Raw genomic sequence first — 16,829 nt, 5'->3', positions numbered from 1 at the left:
CGTGAGGGCATGGTCGTTTCCCCTGCTGATCGGGGTTGCGACCGTGCTCGTCGCAGGGGCGTTCTCGTGGGTCCCCTCGCTGTGGTGGGACGAGGCCGCCACCATCTCGAGTGCCGACCGGTCGGTCGAGGGGATGCTCCGCGTCCACACCCGGATCGACGCCGTCCACGGCTTGCACAATCTGCTGCTGCACTACTGGTTCTCCCTCGTGGGCGTCGACGAGTTCACCGCCCGCCTGCCCGGTGTGCTCGCGCTCGGGGTGGGTGCAGCAGCCGTCACGGCGACCGGCCAGGTGCTGGCGGGTCGTCGCGTGGGGATCGCCGCCGGGGTGCTGTTCGCGCTGTCGCCGCGGGTGACCTGGGCGGCCACCGAAGCGCGGTCCTATGCCTTCGCTGCGGCGCTGGTCGCGGTGTTGTCGCTGCTGGTCGCGCTCGGCTGCGCGACCGGCCGTAGACGGTGGTGGGCGCTGTACGCCGTCGTCCTGCCGGTCGCGACGGTGATGTTCGTGTACTCCGCGACGGTCGTTGTCGCGCATCTCCTCACCGTGCTGGTCCGTGGTCGTGGGCGCGGTGCGTTCCTGTTGTCCGCAGGGGTGGGCGCGGCCTTGTCGACGCCGTTCGTCCTGCTCGCCTATTCGCAGGCCAAGCAGGTCGCCTGGATTCCTCCGCTCGACTCGACGATCGTCCGCACGATCGCTCTCGATCAGTGGTTCCCGCAGGCCCCGTGGACGGCCGCCTTGTTCGCCGCGATCGTCGTCGCCGGGGTGATCGCCGCGTGCCGTCGTGGCGCGGAGCCTGGGGAGCGGACCCTGCTGTGGCTCGCTGTGCCGGGTTTCGCCGTGCCCATGGTGCTGTTGCTCGGCTACTCGCTGCTCGAGGACAACATGTACCTCGAGCGCTATCTGTCGTTCACGGTTCCCGCGATGGTGCTGCTCGTGGGCTGGGCGGCGGCCCGCATCGCAACCCGCTGGTGGTCGATGCTGGTGGTGCTGACTGCGGTCGCCGTCAGCGTTGCGCCGGCCTACGTGCAGCAGCGACAGCCGTTCGGCAAGGCCGGCGGGATGGACTACAGCGTGATCGCCGACCGGCTGGTCGAACGCTCGGAATCCGGCGACTGTGTCGCTTTCGAACCGCGCGTCTCGTGGGCACCGACCTCACTGCGCGCGGTCGTTGACGCCCGGCCCGACGCGGTGGAAGGACTCGACGACGTGGGGCTCGGCTACGACGCCGTCGACCGAGTGAACCTGTGGTCGACCGACGCTCCGCCGCCGGAACTCGCCCGACGCGCGGCGGCCCGATGCGAGGTGCTGTGGGTGGTCGCCGACGGCGAGCGCGAGACCGGCTTCCGGGTGTGGCACCCGAACAACGTGTGGTGGCGGTTCGAACCCCACCGGTTCACCGAGACCGACACCTACCGGGAGCTCGAGGCCGTCGGTTTCCGGATCACCGACCGGGAGCCGATCCACCGTTCACAGCTGGTCCGGCTCGAACCGGCTCAGACCCAGTAGGCGACGCGCGAGCGGTAGTTGCGCAGCGCGAGCAGGGCGATACCCCAGCCGACGACGGTGATGATCAGGACGATGACCCAGTGGTAGAGCTGCTGGTCGCCGCCGAGCAGTGGGGTCCGCACGATGTCGAGGAAGTGGTAGAGCGGGTTGATCTCCGCGATCCGCGCCCGCCCCTCGTTGCCGGTGCCCTCGAGCGTCTTCTCCGTCCAGATGATCGGTGTCATGAAGAACAGCAGCTGGACGATGCTGCCGAGCAGCGGCGCGATGTCGCGGTAGCGCGTGGCGAGGATGCCGAACACCAGCGACACCCACACCGCGTTGATCGCGATCAACGCCAGCGCCGGGATGGCGAGGAAGGCCGTCCAGTACAGCTGACGTGGGAAGAAGATGAAGATGCCGATGTAGATGACGATGTTGTGCGCGAACAGGATCATCTGCCGCCACACCAGCCGGTAGACGTGCACACTGAGCGGCGTCGGCAGCTGTTTGATCAGGCCCTCGTTGGACATGAACACGTCCGCGCCCTCGAGGATCGACCCCTGGATCAGGTTCCAGATGATGAAGCCGAGCGCGACGTACGGCAGGAACTCCGGGACATCGAGGTTGAACAGCGTGCCGTAGAGCACACCCATCGCGATCGCCGACACACCCGTGGCGATTGTGATCCAGAACGGGCCGAGCACCGACCGGCGGTAGCGCTGCTTGATGTCCTGCCAGCCGAGCAGCAACCACAGTTCGCGGTGGTTGAAGCCTTCGCGCAGATCCTGGAACGCGCGCCGGAACGAACGTGAGGACGACTCGATGGGTTCGTCGTCGACGGTGAGGGCATCAGACACGGGTCCCGAGCCTACCCGCGGCGTAAATGTGACCTGCCGGGGCGCGGGGTCGACGGGACCGCCGTGCGTGTGCAGGTCCTGTCGATCTTGCGCGGTATTCACGACGAGAAGTGCACGCCGGAGCCGGGGCTACAGGCCCCACGTCTGACGGCCGAGTACCCGGTTCTCGTAGTGGTAGACGTTCACGCGACTCGCGACGTAGAGCCACAGGCCGAGTGTGAGAGCGGTGTCGACGGTCGAGGGCAGCGCCAGCGCGACGACGAGGAGACCCAGCACGAGGCCGACGCCGAACACCACCAGCGCCTTCTTCCACAACCGTAGATACAGCAGATAAAAGATACCGAACAGGAACCCGAGCAGATTCATGTTCAGCTTCATGCGCTGCCGCAGCGGCAGGGCGCGGAAGGCCGCGGTGTATTCGGGAGACGTCTTCAGCGATCCCGGGACGCCGTATGCGGCGAAGAATTCGAAGCGGAACCGCCACGTCTCGCTCAGACCCTCGAACCTGTCGGAGCCGGCTGCGGGCATGCTGAGGTCGGTCATGATCCCCCTGATCGTCGCGGTCGTTCCCCCTGAACGACCCGCAACAGTATGCACATCTGTCACGCGGGAAACACGATCGGGTGCAATCGAGTCCGGCGTTGTTGTCGAGTTCTCGGCGTTTCCTCGCACACAAAGTCGGACTCGATGGCTCCTCGTCAGTCGCCGTCGTCCATATGGCCGGAGTCGCCCAGCCACTCGTACAGTTCCGACGTCGGTTGCATCTGCACCTGCTGCGTCTCGCCGAGCCATGCACCGGCGACGAGCGCGCCGAGGGTGATCGCGTACTTGTTGCGGCGAGGCCTCGGCGTGCGGGACTCGACGTCGGGATCGATCTGCCGCAGCGAAGCCTCGAAGTCGGGATGCCGATCGTTCATGTCCGCTCCTCCGGGCCGATGACCTGAACTGCTGACCTGCTTCGATCGTCGCATATCGGCGAGTTGCACGGAATCACTCGTCGGTTTCGCTTCCTGCATTACGGCAACGCCCTGTCGGGACATGTCGGCTACCGCGTCTATACAGTTCTGTTGGTCTCTTTCGAGTGGTCTCTTTCGAGCAGGACAAGGTGGTAGCGCCGAGTGATTACCGGTGACGTCAGAAGCAAGGTCGACGCGGTCTGGGATGCCTTCTGGACGGGCGGCATTTCGAACCCCCTCGAGGTGATGGAGCAAATCACATATCTGCTGTTCATTCGTCGCCTTGACGACGAGCAGACCCGCGCGCTCAACAAGGCCAACATGCTCGGGCGTGAGCCGGAGGGCAACCCGTTCCCGATCGGTACCGACGCGGAAGGACGTGACTACAACGACCTGCGCTGGTCGGTGTTCAAGAACATGCAGGCCGACGATATGTTCTACACGGTCGGTGAGCGTGTCTTTCCGTTCATCAAGAACATGCGTGGTGAGGAGTCGACCTACGCGCACTTCATGAAGGATGCGCGTCTCACGATCCCCAACGCCGCAATGCTGGTGCGAGTGGTGGACCGGCTCGACAAGGTGCCGATGGAGAACCGCGACACCAAGGGCGATATCTACGAGTACCTGCTCGCCAAGATCGCCAGCGCGGGCCAGAACGGCCAGTTCCGCACGCCGCGCCACATCATCCAGCTGATGGTGGAGATGACGCAGCCCAAGCCGGGCGACCGCATCGTCGACCCCGCGTCGGGCACGTGCGGCTTTCTCGTGGCTGCGTCGGAGTACATGCGCGAGAACCATGCGGACGAGATCAACTCGGGTGCGGGTCGCGAGCAGTTCCACCACGATATGTTCCACGGCTTCGACTTCGACAACACGATGTTGCGAATCGGTTCGATGAACATGCTCCTGCACGGCATCGAACAGCCCGACGTTCGTTACCGGGATTCGCTGTCGGAGGCCAATACCGATGATGCGGGCGCGTATTCGTTGATCCTTGCCAATCCGCCGTTTGCCGGGAACCTCGATTACGAGAGCACCGCGAAGGATCTGCAGCAGATCGTCAAGACGAAAAAGACGGAACTGTTGTTCATGGCGCTGTTCCTGCGTCTGCTGCAGCCGGGCGGTCGTGCGGCGGTGATCGTCCCCGACGGCGTTCTGTTCGGTTCGTCGAAGGCGCACAAGACGTTGCGGAAGGTCCTCGTCGAGGATCACAAGCTCGACGCTGTGGTGAAGTTGCCGTCGGGTGTGTTCAAGCCGTACGCCGGTGTGTCGACGGCAATCCTGTTCTTCACGAAGACGGATTCGGGTGGCACCGACAACGTGTGGTTCTACGACGTGCAGTCCGACGGTTATTCGTTGGACGACAAGCGCACTCCGCTGCTCGACGAGAGCAAGCTTGGTGTTCTCGCGGGCGAGCTGTCCGGCGAAGACCACCCGAAGAACAACCTGCCGGACGTGTTGAAGCGCTGGTTCGATCGCAACGACGGCGAGCTGGAACGTCCGCGCACGGAACAGTCGTTCTGCGTGCCGAAGGAAGACATTGCGGCGCAGGACTACGACTTGTCGCTGAACCGCTACAAGGAAATCATCCACGAAGAAGTGGAACACCGCACCCCTGAGGAGATTCTGGACGAGCTGGATCAGCTCGAGAAGGAGATCGTCGATGGGATGGCGCAGCTGCGGGGGATGCTGGCGGGGGGTGCGAAGTGAGACAATGGCCGATGGTGACTTTAGGAGAGCTCGCCGCCACCTCCCCCCAGTATGGGGTTGGTTTGTCCTCAAGAGAATGGACACCCGGGCGACCGCGATATATCCGCATCACTGACATACAGGACGACGGTGAGTTAACAGGGTCAAAGGTAGCCCCTGACGGTTCCAAGGAAGATTGGCAGAAGGCACTTCTCAAACCCGGGGACCTTCTTTTTGCTCGATCCGGAGCGACAGTTGGAAAAACCTACCTCCATCGGGAAGTAGACTTCGATGCTGTCTACGCCGGTTATTTAATCCGATTTCAATTCGATGCCGACCGGGTCATACCAGAGTACGTCTTTCGTTACACACAGAGCGTTCAGTACCGGTCGTGGGTTGCTGCGAGCCAACGTGCCGTGGCCCAACCGAACGTGAATGCTAAACAGTACGCATCACTCGCCATCCCGCTTCCGCCGCTTGAAGTCCAGCGTCGTGTAGTGGAGATTTTGTCCCACGCCGACTCCCTCCGCGCCAAGCGCCGCGAAGCGATCGCCCACCTCGATGAACTGACCCAATCGATTTTCATCGACATGTTCGGTGATCCGGTTGTGAACAGGAAAGCGTTCCCGGTTGTACCCCTCACTCAAGTGGGGCACCTCTACAGTGGGGGGACGCCGTCGAAAGCCACGCCAGGCAATTGGGAGGGGTCCTTGCCGTGGTTCTCGCCGAAGGACCTTAAAAGGGATGATCTGTTCGATTCGCAGGACCACATCAACGAGCGGATCACAGAGCGCACATCGCTGAAGTTGCTACCACCGAATACGGTGGTATTTGTTGTCAGAGGGATGATCTTAGCGCACTCCTTCCCCGTGTCCATTCTGCGCGTACAGGCAACTATCAACCAAGATATGAAAGCAGTTCTACCGAGTATTGATGTGACTTCCGACTTCCTCGCGCACAATTTGCGTGTACAGACGAACAACATCTTGGCGCAGGTATCCACGGCGGGTCACGGGACCAAAAGACTGGATTCTGATGGAATGTCACGAATTCCGGCCCTCCTTCCGCCAATCGAATTGCAACGCGAGTTCGATGCCCGGATCGAAATTATTCGACATTTGAGAACGCGGCATCAGGTCGCGCTCTCAAGCCTCGATATGTTGTTTTCGGCGTTGCAGGCACGCCTCTTCCGCGGTGCGTTGTGACGCCTCATGCGCCGCAGGGTCGTAGACGGTGACCAACTGCGGCTGGTCTACTGAGTGTGTTCACTCCTAACGTTGTCGCGGTCGACGAGAGCTAATTTGAATAGCAAGGACAACAATGGCTTTGAACCCAGCAGCCTCGGAAGAGAACTTCCGCAGGCTTGAACGAGACGAAGAGATGTTCGCGGGGTCCATCGGCTTGATCTCGGCCTACCTCGAATGCGCGTTCCCTGATCCGGTGGCCGAAGAGGTCGAGCAGTGGACGCTCAGCTGCCTGCCGTCCACCAACCGCGGCGCGCGACTTTTCACTCTCAACATCGGCCCGATGGAAGTGCTGTTTGTCGAGCGGGCCGATGCTGTAGGCGACGATCTCGCAGCAGGTTTCATGTCGCTGTACGTGTCGCGTTCCGCGCTCGAAGAAGAGAGCGGTACGTCGATCGACGCGGTGGCGCAGTCCGCTGCGGCGGTCGAGCTGGTGCCCAGTCGACTCGCATCGGCCGACGGGGATGCGATCAGATTGGTTGCCGATCTCGCGGATGAAGCTGCTGCAGATGAACTCGACGCGCTCATAGGTAGTGGACTCCCGATCCGTCGGCTGGCCGAAAAGCTGGTGGCGAAGGGAAAGGGTCCATACGAGCAGTACCACAACCCGTGGTTCGCTGCTGCCGTGCTCGAGGAGATCGAACGTAGCGCTGAAGCCGAGAAGAGATAAAGAAGCGGGCGCCCTTCGGGCGGCTGCGCCAACCGATCGGAGACCCTACGGGTCCCTGAGTCTTCGGCCCCTCCCCCAACGCTGCCCGGTCGCCATGCCCCGATAGACCGTCTCGGCCAGCACTTCTGGCCCCACGTCGCAGAGGACGTGCGGCTTGTACTGGACCCGGTCGTTCGTGTCGACCCTCACGATCGGGTGCTCCACCACCAGCTGTGGAGACGAAGGGTACTGGTGCCCAGTCGGTTTCGAATTCGGGGAATGTCACCCGAGATTCGCAGCGTCGAGCGCTGACGTCGGACTGTGGGAGACGAGCGACGAATGCGCCCGATGTGCCTCGGTCACCGGAACGGCCCTCGTGCACATCGATGCGCAAGAAATGACTCGAGCCCTCCGACCACGGTGGTCGAAGGGCGAAACAGTCAGAGCGTCAGAGAGGAACCTGGCGGCCAGGTGAAGCAGCGGCAGGCGACGGCCGATTGCTGGTGCACGCCTCTGATAGGCGTGTGGATAGAATCCACCCTACGGTGCATGACAGTCCTGTTCTGTCTTGTGCCCAGACCCCGGAGTGGTGTTCCCGCACCTTCCGGGGTCGACCTGTATTCAGGCCGGTGGTGGGATGATCGCACGGGTTGACTCCAAGGTCAACTCGAACACGCGTTCGTCCCGGGGCATTATCAACTTTTATATGGTCAGTCCTTATAAAGGCTGATAAATTCTGATACATGGATCCGGTGCTCAATCCGTTCAAGCCCGGCGCAGGCCTCCGCCCTCCGATTCTCGCAGGTAGAGACTCTCTTTTCGCCGACTTCGACGTGGTTCGGCGGAAGATCGCAGAGCTGGGCGAGGGAGATCGAAGCTGGATCCTCACGGGTCTCCGTGGTGTCGGCAAGACCGTGCTCCTTGGCGAGCTCCAGCGGATCGCTCTCAATGAGGGGTGGATCGTTGCCAAGTTCGAGGTCCGACGTGAGCATTCTTTCGCCGAAGAGTTGGCTACCGCTCTGTTCAGCAGCTTGCGGACTGCGAGACGGCAGGATAGGGAGGGGAAGCTGCACAACGCGCTGCGTGTGTTCAAGTCGTTCACTCTGTCGATGAATCTGGGTGTACTCGCGTTCGAGGCGGAGCTCGAACCCGCTGCGGGCTATGCAGCCTCCGGGCGCCTCTCGACAGACCTGACCGACCTGCTCGTCGAACTCGGCGACGCAGCACGATCTATCGGCATCGGTGTCCTGATCCTCGTCGACGAGCTGCAGGAAGCCGAGAGTTCCGAGATGGCGGCATTGAGTACCGCCGTGCACCAGATCAACCAGACATCGCCGGTGCTGCCCGTCTTCTTGGTCGGTGCAGGCCTGCCGTCCCTGCCCTCCCAGTTGGCATCGGCGAACAGCTACGCCGAACGGCTCTACCAGTTCCGCACGCTGTCCGTCCTCGGGGACCGGGATGCACGAGCTGCCCTGGTTCAGCCCGTCATCGAACGGGACGTCTGCTGGGATGAAGACGCTCTCCGGATCGCGCTCGATGCCGCTACCGGCTACCCATACTTCCTGCAGGAAGTGGGAAAGGCTGTATGGAACAACGCGCGAAGACCGGTATTCACGGTTGAGGATGCCGAGTACGGTACCGATGACGCCAGACGTGAGGTGAATGCCGGCCTGTATCAATCACGGTGGGATCGAGCGACTCCCGCGCAGAAGGAGTTGTTGCGTGCGCTGGCGCAGGAAGGGGGAGGCGAGGGAGTCGTAGTTCGTCAGCTTGCCTCGGCAATGGGTAAATCGAGCGCATCGGCTCTGTCGGTGCCGCGGGACGAACTGATCAAGAAGGGCCTTGTCTACGCTCCGGAACGAGGAGTACTGGCTTTTACCGTCCCGGGATTTCACGACTTCATCCTTCGCCAGGATTGACCGTCGTACCTTCGAACCTCGGTACCTCACCCGAGCGGACGATACATCGCACAATTCGTGTACCGCTATGCAGCTCGGCCAGAGGTTCATCTCGTCAGCCGATGTGCCGTTAGGGCAGGGAGCCATGCGAACCAGTGCGCTATCGGCCTCATCCAGAGGGTCCGTAGCCATGAGCAAGCAGAAGTGGTAGACACCTATCCGACTCCACCGAGGCCCATCAGCAGGACTGTACAGAACGACGTCGATAGATATATCGAGGCCGCCGTAACGATGTTCGGCCTCTGCGGCGTCGAACTCTTCGGCAACCCCCCTACAACGGAGCAGGCTACTCAACAGTGTGAGCGGCCGGCTCCGAAGCAGGGTGGCCGTGCTTCCTCATCTGTCCCGGAGCGTACGACCGGCGTTTCCGCTGCCGGAGAGAAAGCACAGTACGACGAAGACATGCAACTTCTCCTCCGTCTCGGGCTATTGAAGCCGAGCCAGGTACTCCGATTTCCGCAGCCACGAAAAAGATTGACACACAAGGCAACTGTGGAGTCAGACGGAACATTGAGGTTCCAGAACACTCGCTACCACTCGCCAACCGGTGCTGCCAATGCTGCGGCTGGAACCTCCAACAACGGCTGGCTTGTATGGCGTCTTGCGGATGGACGAAACCTTGATGCTCTGCGTGCCAAGGCTCGTAGAGAGATGAAGCGGAAGTAGCAGGCACGCCGAACGGATGGTCAGGATTGAAGCCGCACTTCGATCGGGAACTCCGCCAAGCAAACGGGGGTAGCCCCTGGGTGGTGAACACGCTGACACTGGCCCATACTGGGCCGGAGAATGCAGGACATCACCATGACGAAGAAGAAATACTCTGACGAGTTCAAGGCCGACGCCGTGCGACTCTACGAGAGTCGCCCGGAAGTGTCGTACTCGTCGTTGGCCGCGGATCTGGGAGTCGCTCGGGGGTCGTTGAAGACGTGGGTGCATTTGGCGCGTAAGAAGGCCGCGATGGCGCGGTCTGCGCCCGAGAAGAGCGTGGATGCCTCGGAGACACCCGAGGAGCAGTGTGCGCGGATGCAGGCCGAGATCGAGCAGATTCGGGCCCGCAACCAGGCTTTGGTCGCGGAGAACGACAAGCTCAGCGAGGAACGAGACATCCTGCGCAAGGCCACGAAATATTTCGCGGCAGAGACGAACTGGTGATCCGCTTCCGGTTCGTTGACGACCACCGAGACACCCATGAGGTGAAGCGGATGTGCACGGTGCTCGGCATCCACCGGTCGAGCTACTACAAGTGGCGAGCCGGAAAGGCGGCTCGGCGTGCCCGCCAGCAGGCCGATGCGGCGCTTGTCGACCGAATACGTGCCCACCACCAGGAATGGGACCACACCCTCGGTTACCGGCGGATGACCGCCGAACTGGCCGATGATGACGCGGTGCCGGGCACGGTCAATCACAAGCGGGTAGCCAGGTTGATGCGACAGAACAACATCGTCGGTGTGCACCTGCGTAAACCGAAGAACACGACGATCAAAGATCCTGGGGCGCAGGTCTTCGAAGACCTGGTCAACCGTGATTTCACCGCTGACGAGCCTGGACGAGTATTCGTTGGTGACATCACCTATCTTCCGCACAGCAGCACCGGTGAGTTCCTCTACCTGGCGACCGTGATCGACGTGTGTTCCAAACGGCTCGTCGGCTGGTCGATCGCAGATCACATGCGTACCGAGCTCGTGGAGAACGCGCTCGACAATGCGGCGGCGGCCCGAGGGTCGCTGGAAGGAGCTATTTTTCACTCCGACCACGGCCGTCAATTCACCTCCTCGGACTACCAGGCGACATGTCGCCGGCACGGCGTGCGGCAATCGATGGGCCGGATCGGGTCGAGCGCCGACAACGCGATGGCCGAGTCCTTCAATGCGTCGTTGAAGCGGGAGACGCTTCAGGGCGCGAAACGCTGGATCGACGAAGCGCAATGCCGCACCGAGGTTTTCCGCTGGATCACTCGATACAACACACGCCGACGGCACTCATCACTGCGGAACCGATCACCACTTGACTTCGAGGTCGACCATGGGTCTACCCTCGATCAGGCCGCTTGACGTACACACCCAGTGTCCACTATCCAGGGGCCACGCCCAACCTTGTCGAACCCTTGACGTTCTTCATCGGTTTGACCCGCGTCGTACCGAGGTCCGCCGACGCTGTGAGCATTGATGTGGCATACCTCGGAGACGACCGTCCCAGTAGTGGTCTCGACGATCTGAGTAGTGCATCCGGGAAATGCACAGCGATTCATCGACAGGGCATAGAGTCTCTTGATCACCGAGTCTCGCGGACGGGTGGTTCTGCTGGCCATCAGGATTCAGATCCTATCCGTCGAGTTCAGTTCACCAGAGACCATGTGCCGCAACGTTTGCTGGTGAAGGCAACATCGCTGGGCTGGATCGTCACAACCGCAGGTCCGCTCTCGTTACCGTTCGCGAGAATCTCACCGAATTCACCGCTGGTGCCGCTCGAACGCTGCCAATAGCAGCGTGAACCGCCGCTGTTCCGGTAGGTGCCGGGATTGATGTCGACGCCTACCAGGAAGATGCCGTCGCCCTGGATGATGTTCTTCGCTGCCTCGCGCTCCTTCGGCAGCAACTCTTGCTCTCGACGAGCCAGGTCGGCACCCTTCTCGTCCAGGGTTTTCCGTCTACTGTCGAGCGCTGCGTTCGAAGCCTCTTTGGCATCCACGAAATCTCGTTCACGTTGCTCGATCTCGGCGTCGCGCTGATCGGCCTCCAGTTCACGCTGGTCCAGTGCAGCCGAACGACTGTCGAGCGGATCGGAACCCACAACGAAGCCGATTCCACCGCCAACGAGTAGTGCAGCGACGAGAGCGAGAATGGCCGGCCAACGTCGGCGCTTCCGATGACTCGCCGTCGTCGTTGCGGCAAGGTCGGCAGAAGAAGGGATGTACTCGGACAAGACGGTTTCCTGTCAACGTCGTTACTCCGCGGATACGGGGTGTTCCGTACGGAGTGCACTCGCCTGTACGAGAGCCGGACAGATTGACACAACCCTCCGACAAGTTCGTGACGACTTCTCTACTTGCCGCGGGGAGCCGCAGGCGCGCGACCGTGAGGTGGCGAGATTCGCGTGTCGAAACGTGTGCTGGCGAGTCGGCGCTCGGCCAACCCCACCAAGTCGAGGATCTCTCGCGCAATGTATCCGGTGGTACCGCGCTCGACGCTCTTACGAGAGAGGATGCCGGCTTCGGCGAGTTCCTCCAGGGAACCCCGTGCCGCCGGAAACGAGACTTCGAGAATTCTCTCCACCGTTCTCGCCGTCAGAACCGGGGCCTCAGGGAGACGATCCAGAAGTCGCGAGGTCGCAGAACCTGCACGCGGTTCGGGACGCAATCCCCGACTGGCCCGGAATGCGGTCAACCGTTCGGACCATGCCGATTGAAGCTCTGCCACATCGTCGGCCAACCTTCGCGCCTGCTCGGTCGCGATGTGTGCGGCTTCGATGAAAAGGCTCAACCACACGGAGATACCCTCGATCGCCTCGGGCGCGATGGCTTCACCGAGGTATCGGTACGCGGTGAGACCGTCGACGTACCGTTCGCTGAGGGTGGCCAGCACCAAACTGATCGGGAGCACGGCGTCGGGTGAAAGTCCGCGCCGCGCGAGAACGGTGTGGATCAACGCGCGTCCGACCCGGCCGTTGCCGTCGGTGAACGGGTGGATCGTTTCGAACTGGGCGTGGATCAGACCCGCCTGCACCAACGGTCCGTGAAGCCCGCCGTTCAGGTACGCGACGAGATCCTCCATGAGGCCTGGCACCAGATCGGGAACCGGAGGAACGAACTCTGCGTCCAGCGGATGCCAGTTCGATCCGCCTATCCAGTTCTGGACGCGGCGCAATCCGTGATGTCGTTCGTCGGGTAGCAGCGCGGCGTGGAGCGATTCGATGTCGCCGACTGTCACTGCCTCTGTGGAGACGAGTTCGTTCGAGGCGCGGCGAAGGATCGTGATGTTGTTTGCGACGAGCCGTGCTTGCGCGCTGAATCCGCGCACGTCTTCGCTCTGGGCCAATTCGGCCAATGCCACTTGCTGGGGTGACGGTGCGATTCCCTCGATCATCGAACTTGCGATCGCCTCGGACCGCAGGAGCAAACGAGACAGTCCTGCCAAGCCGGCCGCGCCCGGCCCGGTGCTGAGACTGCGGATCTCTCGCTCTGTGACCGCGGCTCGTGCGGTCACTTCCGGGGGCAACACCACCGCGCGGGTGACGAGGAGGTCCGGTTGGTAGGTCTCGTAGGTGCCACCGCGGCGATCGCGCGCTACCAGACCCGATGCGAGGTCGGGCTCCCAGTAGTGCCTTCGGACGTCGGCCATGGCGTTGATATCCCTACATCGTGACGCGAGCTATCAAAGTTTGATGTATCAAAGTTTAACAGCGTGGGCGTTCGTTGAAGGTTGTGAACGGTGACGGTCTCGCAGAGCATTGTCGGATCTGCCGTGTAGCGTCACCCGGCTCGGCACCGATAGAGGCACGATGGGTCGAACAGGTGCGACCCGACTACAAGGAGGACCAGAGGGCATGGTGGGGAACTTCGACTTCCTTCAGGCCGAGTGGCCACAGCTGCACGCCGAGGCGAAGAAAGCCGAGCGCGACGCCCTGTTCGACCCGCGCACCACCTGTTTCTACGCACGCCGCACCGTCGAACTCGTCGTCAAGTGGCTGTACCGAGTCGAAGAGATCCAGGTCCCCTACAAGAGCGACCTCGCGGCTCGCCTGCACGACCCGGTCTTCAAGACGGTCGTTCCTCCGCAAGTGCTTCCGAAGATGAATCTGATCCGGGAGTACGGCAATAAGGCCGTTCACGAAGCCAAACCGGTTTCGCAGGATGTCGGCCGCCGAGTGCTCGCCGAACTCTTCCATATCCTGTCGTGGCTCGCGCGCACCTATGCCACTCAGCCCAGCAGCAAACCGTCCCCGACCGCGCAGTTCGACCCGGCACGACTTCCCAAGCCCGGCGGCGGGGCAGTGGTGGCGAAGTCACTGGCGCAACTCAAGAAACTTGAAGACCAGCTCGCCGAGAAAGACCAGCAGCTCGAGGACGCCGAAGAGCAGCGTCGCCTGCTCATCGAACAGCTCGAAGGGCGCAACGCCGAGATCGAGGCGAAAGAACTCGTCACCAAGAACCTCGAAGAGCTCGTCGCGCAGCTTCAGCAGCAGGTCGCCGCAGCGCAGGCGGCGGCCCGTGCTGTACCCGACACCCACGACTACGACGAAGCGCAGACCCGCCGCGACATCATCGATCTGCTCTTGGCCGAGGCCGGATGGTCGGACGACAGGGTGGGCAAGGAAGTGCCCGTCACCGGCATGCCCGACGGCAAGAACGGATTCGTCGACTACGTGCTGTGGAGCGCGGACGGTCTGCCCCTGGCTGTCGTCGAAGCCAAGCGCACGTCCAAGGACGCCGTCGTGGGACAACAGCAGGCTAAACTGTATGCCGACCGGCTCGAAGCGCAGTACGGTCAGCGTCCGATCATCTACTACACCAACGGGTTCGAAACCTATATCTGGGACGACCTGCACTACGCTCCTCGTCCGATCGAGGGTTTCCACACGCGCGACGAGTTGACGCTCGAGATGCAGCGCCGTCGTACCCGTAAACCGCTCGCATCCATCGAAATCCCCAAGCATATCGCCGGCCGCCCCTACCAGGAAGCGGCGTTACGGCAGGTGACCGAACACTTCGAGAACGACCGCGAGCGTGCGGCGCTGCTCGTCATGGCAACAGGGTCCGGTAAGACACGAACTGTCATCGCGCTCACCGACATGCTCATGCGCGCCAATTGGGTCAAACGGGTTCTGTTCCTCGCCGACCGTGTGGCTCTGGTCAAGCAGGCCGTGAATGCTTTCAAGACCCACCTGCCCGACTCGGCACCGGTCAACCTGCTCACCGACAAGAGCACCGAAGGCCGCGTCTACGTCGCGACGTATCCCACGATGATGGGTCTGATCAACGAGATGGAGGACGGCCGACGACGTTTCGGGCCGGGGCACTTCGATCTCGTCGTGATCGACGAGGCGCACCGCTCGGTGTATCAGAAGTACCGGCGCATCTTCGAATACTTCGACTCGCTTCTTCTCGGCCTCACCGCCACTCCCAAAGACGAGGTCGACTACAACACCTACAAGTTGTTCAACCTCGAAACCGGCGTCCCCACCGGCAATTACGAACTCGACGATGCCATCGCCGACGGCTATCTCGTCCCGCCGCGCGCCGTGACGGTCCCGCTCGCGTTCCCGCTGAAGGGAATCAAGCGCAGTGAGCTGTCCGAAGAAGAACGTCAGCGGTGGGAATCCACCGACTGGGGCGACGATGCCGACGAAGACGAACTACCGGACGCAGTGGCCGCCGAAGCCGTCAACAAGTGGCTGTTCAACACCGACACCGTCGACAAGGCACTCGAAGTACTGATGACCCGCGGGCACAAGGTCGCGGGCGGGGATCGGCTCGGGAAGACGATCATCTTCGCGAAGAACCAGAAGCACGCCCAGTTCATCGCCGACCGATTCGACCACAACTACCCGCAGTACAAGGGTAGCTTCGCGCGGGTCATCACCCACGCCGTTTCCCACGGCCAGGACCTCATCGACAAGTTCTCGCAGCCCGACCAGGAACCCCACATCGCCATCTCGGTCGACATGCTCGACACCGGCATCGACGTCCCCGAAGTGGTGAACCTCGTCTTCTTCAAACCGGTCCGGTCGAAGTCGAAGTTCTGGCAGATGGTGGGACGTGGCACGCGTCTGTGCCCGGACCTGTACGGGCCGGGACAGGACAAGGAAGACTTCTTCATCTTCGACCTGTGCGGCAACTTCGAGTTCTTCGATCAGTACCCCGATGCCTCCGAAGGCGCCCTTGCGCGTCCCTTGTCTGCGCGGCTGTTCGAAGCACGAACGGAAATGCTCGTCGCGCTCGAGAAAACTGCCGACTATCCGGTTCTCCGGACCGAGACGGCAGACCGGCTCCACCGCACCGTCCTCGGCATGAACACCGAGAACTTCCTGGTGCGGCCCAGGCGCCGCGAGGTCGAGAAATACTCGGATCGCAGCGCCTGGGATTCGCTGAACGAACAGAAGGCAGCGGAGATCGTCGAATCACTGGCCGACCTTCCCACCGCGGTGCGGGACAGCGACGAGATGGCCAAACGTTTCGACCTGGTCATCCTGCGGGGGCAACTCTCGGTGCTCTACGGCGACGGAGCCTTGCCGAAGTACGAGACGTCGATCCGGGAGATCGCGGACGGACTGCTCGAACAACTGTCCATTCCGAAGGTGGCTGCCAAAGAACCATTGCTCCGCGAAGTGGCGTCCGACGAATGGTGGCAGGACATCACCCCGCCGATGCTCGAACACGCTCGTAAGGAGATGCGGTCGCTTGTCGGCCTGCTGGAGAAGAAGAAGCGCACCATCGTCTACACGGACTTCCAGGACACCCTCGGCGAGGTCGTCGAACGCGACATGCCCGAGTTGCGATCGGGGACCGACACCGACCGGTTCAACGCCAAGGTGCGCGACTACCTCCGCTATCAGCCCGACAACCTGGCACTGCAGAAGCTTCGGTCGGGCAAGCCTCTCACCGAAGCAGACCTCGCGTCCCTCGAAGAACTGCTCGTCCGTAGCGGCGCGGGGGAGAAGGAGGACCTCGAGCGCGCAGTCGAGAACGCGAAGGGCCTCGGTCGCTTCGTGCGGTCACTGGTCGGTCTCGACAAGCAGGCCGTTCAGCAGGCGTTCGCGGACTTCCTGGAGGGACGGACAGCGACCGCCAGCCAGATCGACTTCGTCAACCTGATCGTCGCGCACCTCACGAAACACGGGGCGATGGATCCCGGTCTGCTGTACGAGCCGCCGTTCACCGACTACGCCCCACAGGGTCCGGATCAGGTCTTCGAACCCGAGCAGGCTCTGCGCCTCGTCCAGACCATTCGCGCGGTCAACGACTCGGCGGACGTGCAGAGCGCATAGACTGCGT

The 16,829-nt window shown here is 62.2% G+C and carries 13 protein-coding genes; 8 read left to right on the top strand and 5 right to left on the bottom strand.

Going from position 1 to position 16,829, the window contains the following annotated elements:
* Position 1 precedes the first annotated feature (1 nt).
* Positions 2-1,507 (top strand): glycosyltransferase family 39 protein, encoded by a 1,506-nt coding sequence (locus BO226_RS18140; RefSeq protein ID WP_064257680.1) that lies wholly within the window; start codon positions 2-4, stop codon positions 1,505-1,507.
* Here the strand turns inward: BO226_RS18140 and wzm are convergent.
* From wzm to BO226_RS18125, 3 genes are all read right to left on the bottom strand, one after another.
* Entirely contained in the window at positions 1,495-2,343 is an 849-nt protein-coding gene (gene wzm / locus BO226_RS18135) for a galactan export ABC transporter permease subunit Wzm/RfbD (protein WP_006553471.1), read from the bottom strand. The genes BO226_RS18140 and wzm overlap by 13 nt on opposite strands.
* Before the next feature lie 129 nt (positions 2,344-2,472).
* Positions 2,473-2,886: a DUF2628 domain-containing protein gene (locus tag BO226_RS18130; RefSeq protein WP_039583440.1), complete on the bottom strand. Its 414-nt coding sequence runs from the start codon at positions 2,884-2,886 to the stop codon at positions 2,473-2,475.
* 155 nt (positions 2,887-3,041) lie between these two features.
* A complete protein-coding gene (locus BO226_RS18125) occupies positions 3,042-3,260 on the bottom strand; it encodes a hypothetical protein (RefSeq protein ID WP_041803521.1) in 219 nt (72 codons plus the stop codon).
* 201 nt (positions 3,261-3,461) lie between these two features.
* On the opposite strand from BO226_RS18125, the gene BO226_RS18120 reads away from it, so the two are divergent.
* The 6 genes from BO226_RS18120 to BO226_RS18090 all read left to right on the top strand — a co-directional run bounded on the left by BO226_RS18120 (position 3,462) and on the right by BO226_RS18090 (position 10,890).
* Complete coding sequence (locus tag BO226_RS18120; protein WP_064257681.1) at positions 3,462-5,009, top strand: type I restriction-modification system subunit M; 1,548 nt, start codon at positions 3,462-3,464, stop codon at positions 5,007-5,009.
* A gap of 11 nt (positions 5,010-5,020) precedes the next feature.
* The gene (locus tag BO226_RS18115; protein ID WP_071935884.1) at positions 5,021-6,193 is read left to right on the top strand and encodes a restriction endonuclease subunit S; all 1,173 of its coding nucleotides are present in this window, start codon (positions 5,021-5,023) and stop codon (positions 6,191-6,193) included.
* A 115-nt stretch (positions 6,194-6,308) separates the two neighbouring features.
* Positions 6,309-6,902: a hypothetical protein gene (locus tag BO226_RS18110; RefSeq protein ID WP_064257683.1), complete on the top strand. Its 594-nt coding sequence runs from the start codon at positions 6,309-6,311 to the stop codon at positions 6,900-6,902.
* A gap of 722 nt (positions 6,903-7,624) precedes the next feature.
* Complete coding sequence (locus tag BO226_RS18105) at positions 7,625-8,800, top strand: ATP-binding protein (protein ID WP_071935883.1); 1,176 nt, start codon at positions 7,625-7,627, stop codon at positions 8,798-8,800.
* Between the two features lie 270 nt (positions 8,801-9,070).
* Positions 9,071-9,505 carry a DUF4357 domain-containing protein gene (locus BO226_RS28730; protein WP_071935882.1) on the top strand — a complete coding sequence of 145 codons (435 nt, stop codon included), beginning with the start codon at positions 9,071-9,073 and terminating at the stop codon, positions 9,503-9,505.
* A gap of 135 nt (positions 9,506-9,640) precedes the next feature.
* A protein-coding gene (locus BO226_RS18090) for an IS3 family transposase (RefSeq protein ID WP_153008490.1) occupies positions 9,641-10,890 on the top strand; the annotation gives its coding sequence in 2 pieces (ribosomal slippage) (positions 9,641-9,971 and positions 9,971-10,890; 1,251 coding nt in all).
* 283 nt (positions 10,891-11,173) lie between these two features.
* On the opposite strand, the gene BO226_RS18085 is transcribed toward BO226_RS18090, so the two are convergent.
* Together BO226_RS18085 and BO226_RS18080 are read right to left on the bottom strand one after the other, a co-directional pair.
* A complete protein-coding gene (locus tag BO226_RS18085; protein WP_156666165.1) occupies positions 11,174-11,761 on the bottom strand; it encodes a hypothetical protein in 588 nt (195 codons plus the stop codon).
* Positions 11,762-11,880: 119 nt separating this feature from the next.
* On the bottom strand, positions 11,881-13,176 hold the full coding sequence (locus BO226_RS18080; RefSeq protein WP_064257199.1) for a Fic family protein: 1,296 nt from the start codon (positions 13,174-13,176) through the stop codon (positions 11,881-11,883).
* A gap of 205 nt (positions 13,177-13,381) precedes the next feature.
* On the opposite strand from BO226_RS18080, the gene BO226_RS18075 reads away from it, so the two are divergent.
* Positions 13,382-16,822: a DEAD/DEAH box helicase family protein gene (locus BO226_RS18075; protein WP_064257198.1), complete on the top strand. Its 3,441-nt coding sequence runs from the start codon at positions 13,382-13,384 to the stop codon at positions 16,820-16,822.
* The last annotated feature ends 7 nt before the right edge of the window (positions 16,823-16,829 follow it).

Origin of the sequence: Rhodococcus sp. 2G (assembly GCF_001886355.1) — a bacterium.
GTDB lineage: Bacteria > Actinomycetota > Actinomycetes > Mycobacteriales > Mycobacteriaceae > Rhodococcus > Rhodococcus pyridinivorans.
This window is presented reverse-complemented; position numbering and strand designations above follow the sequence as displayed.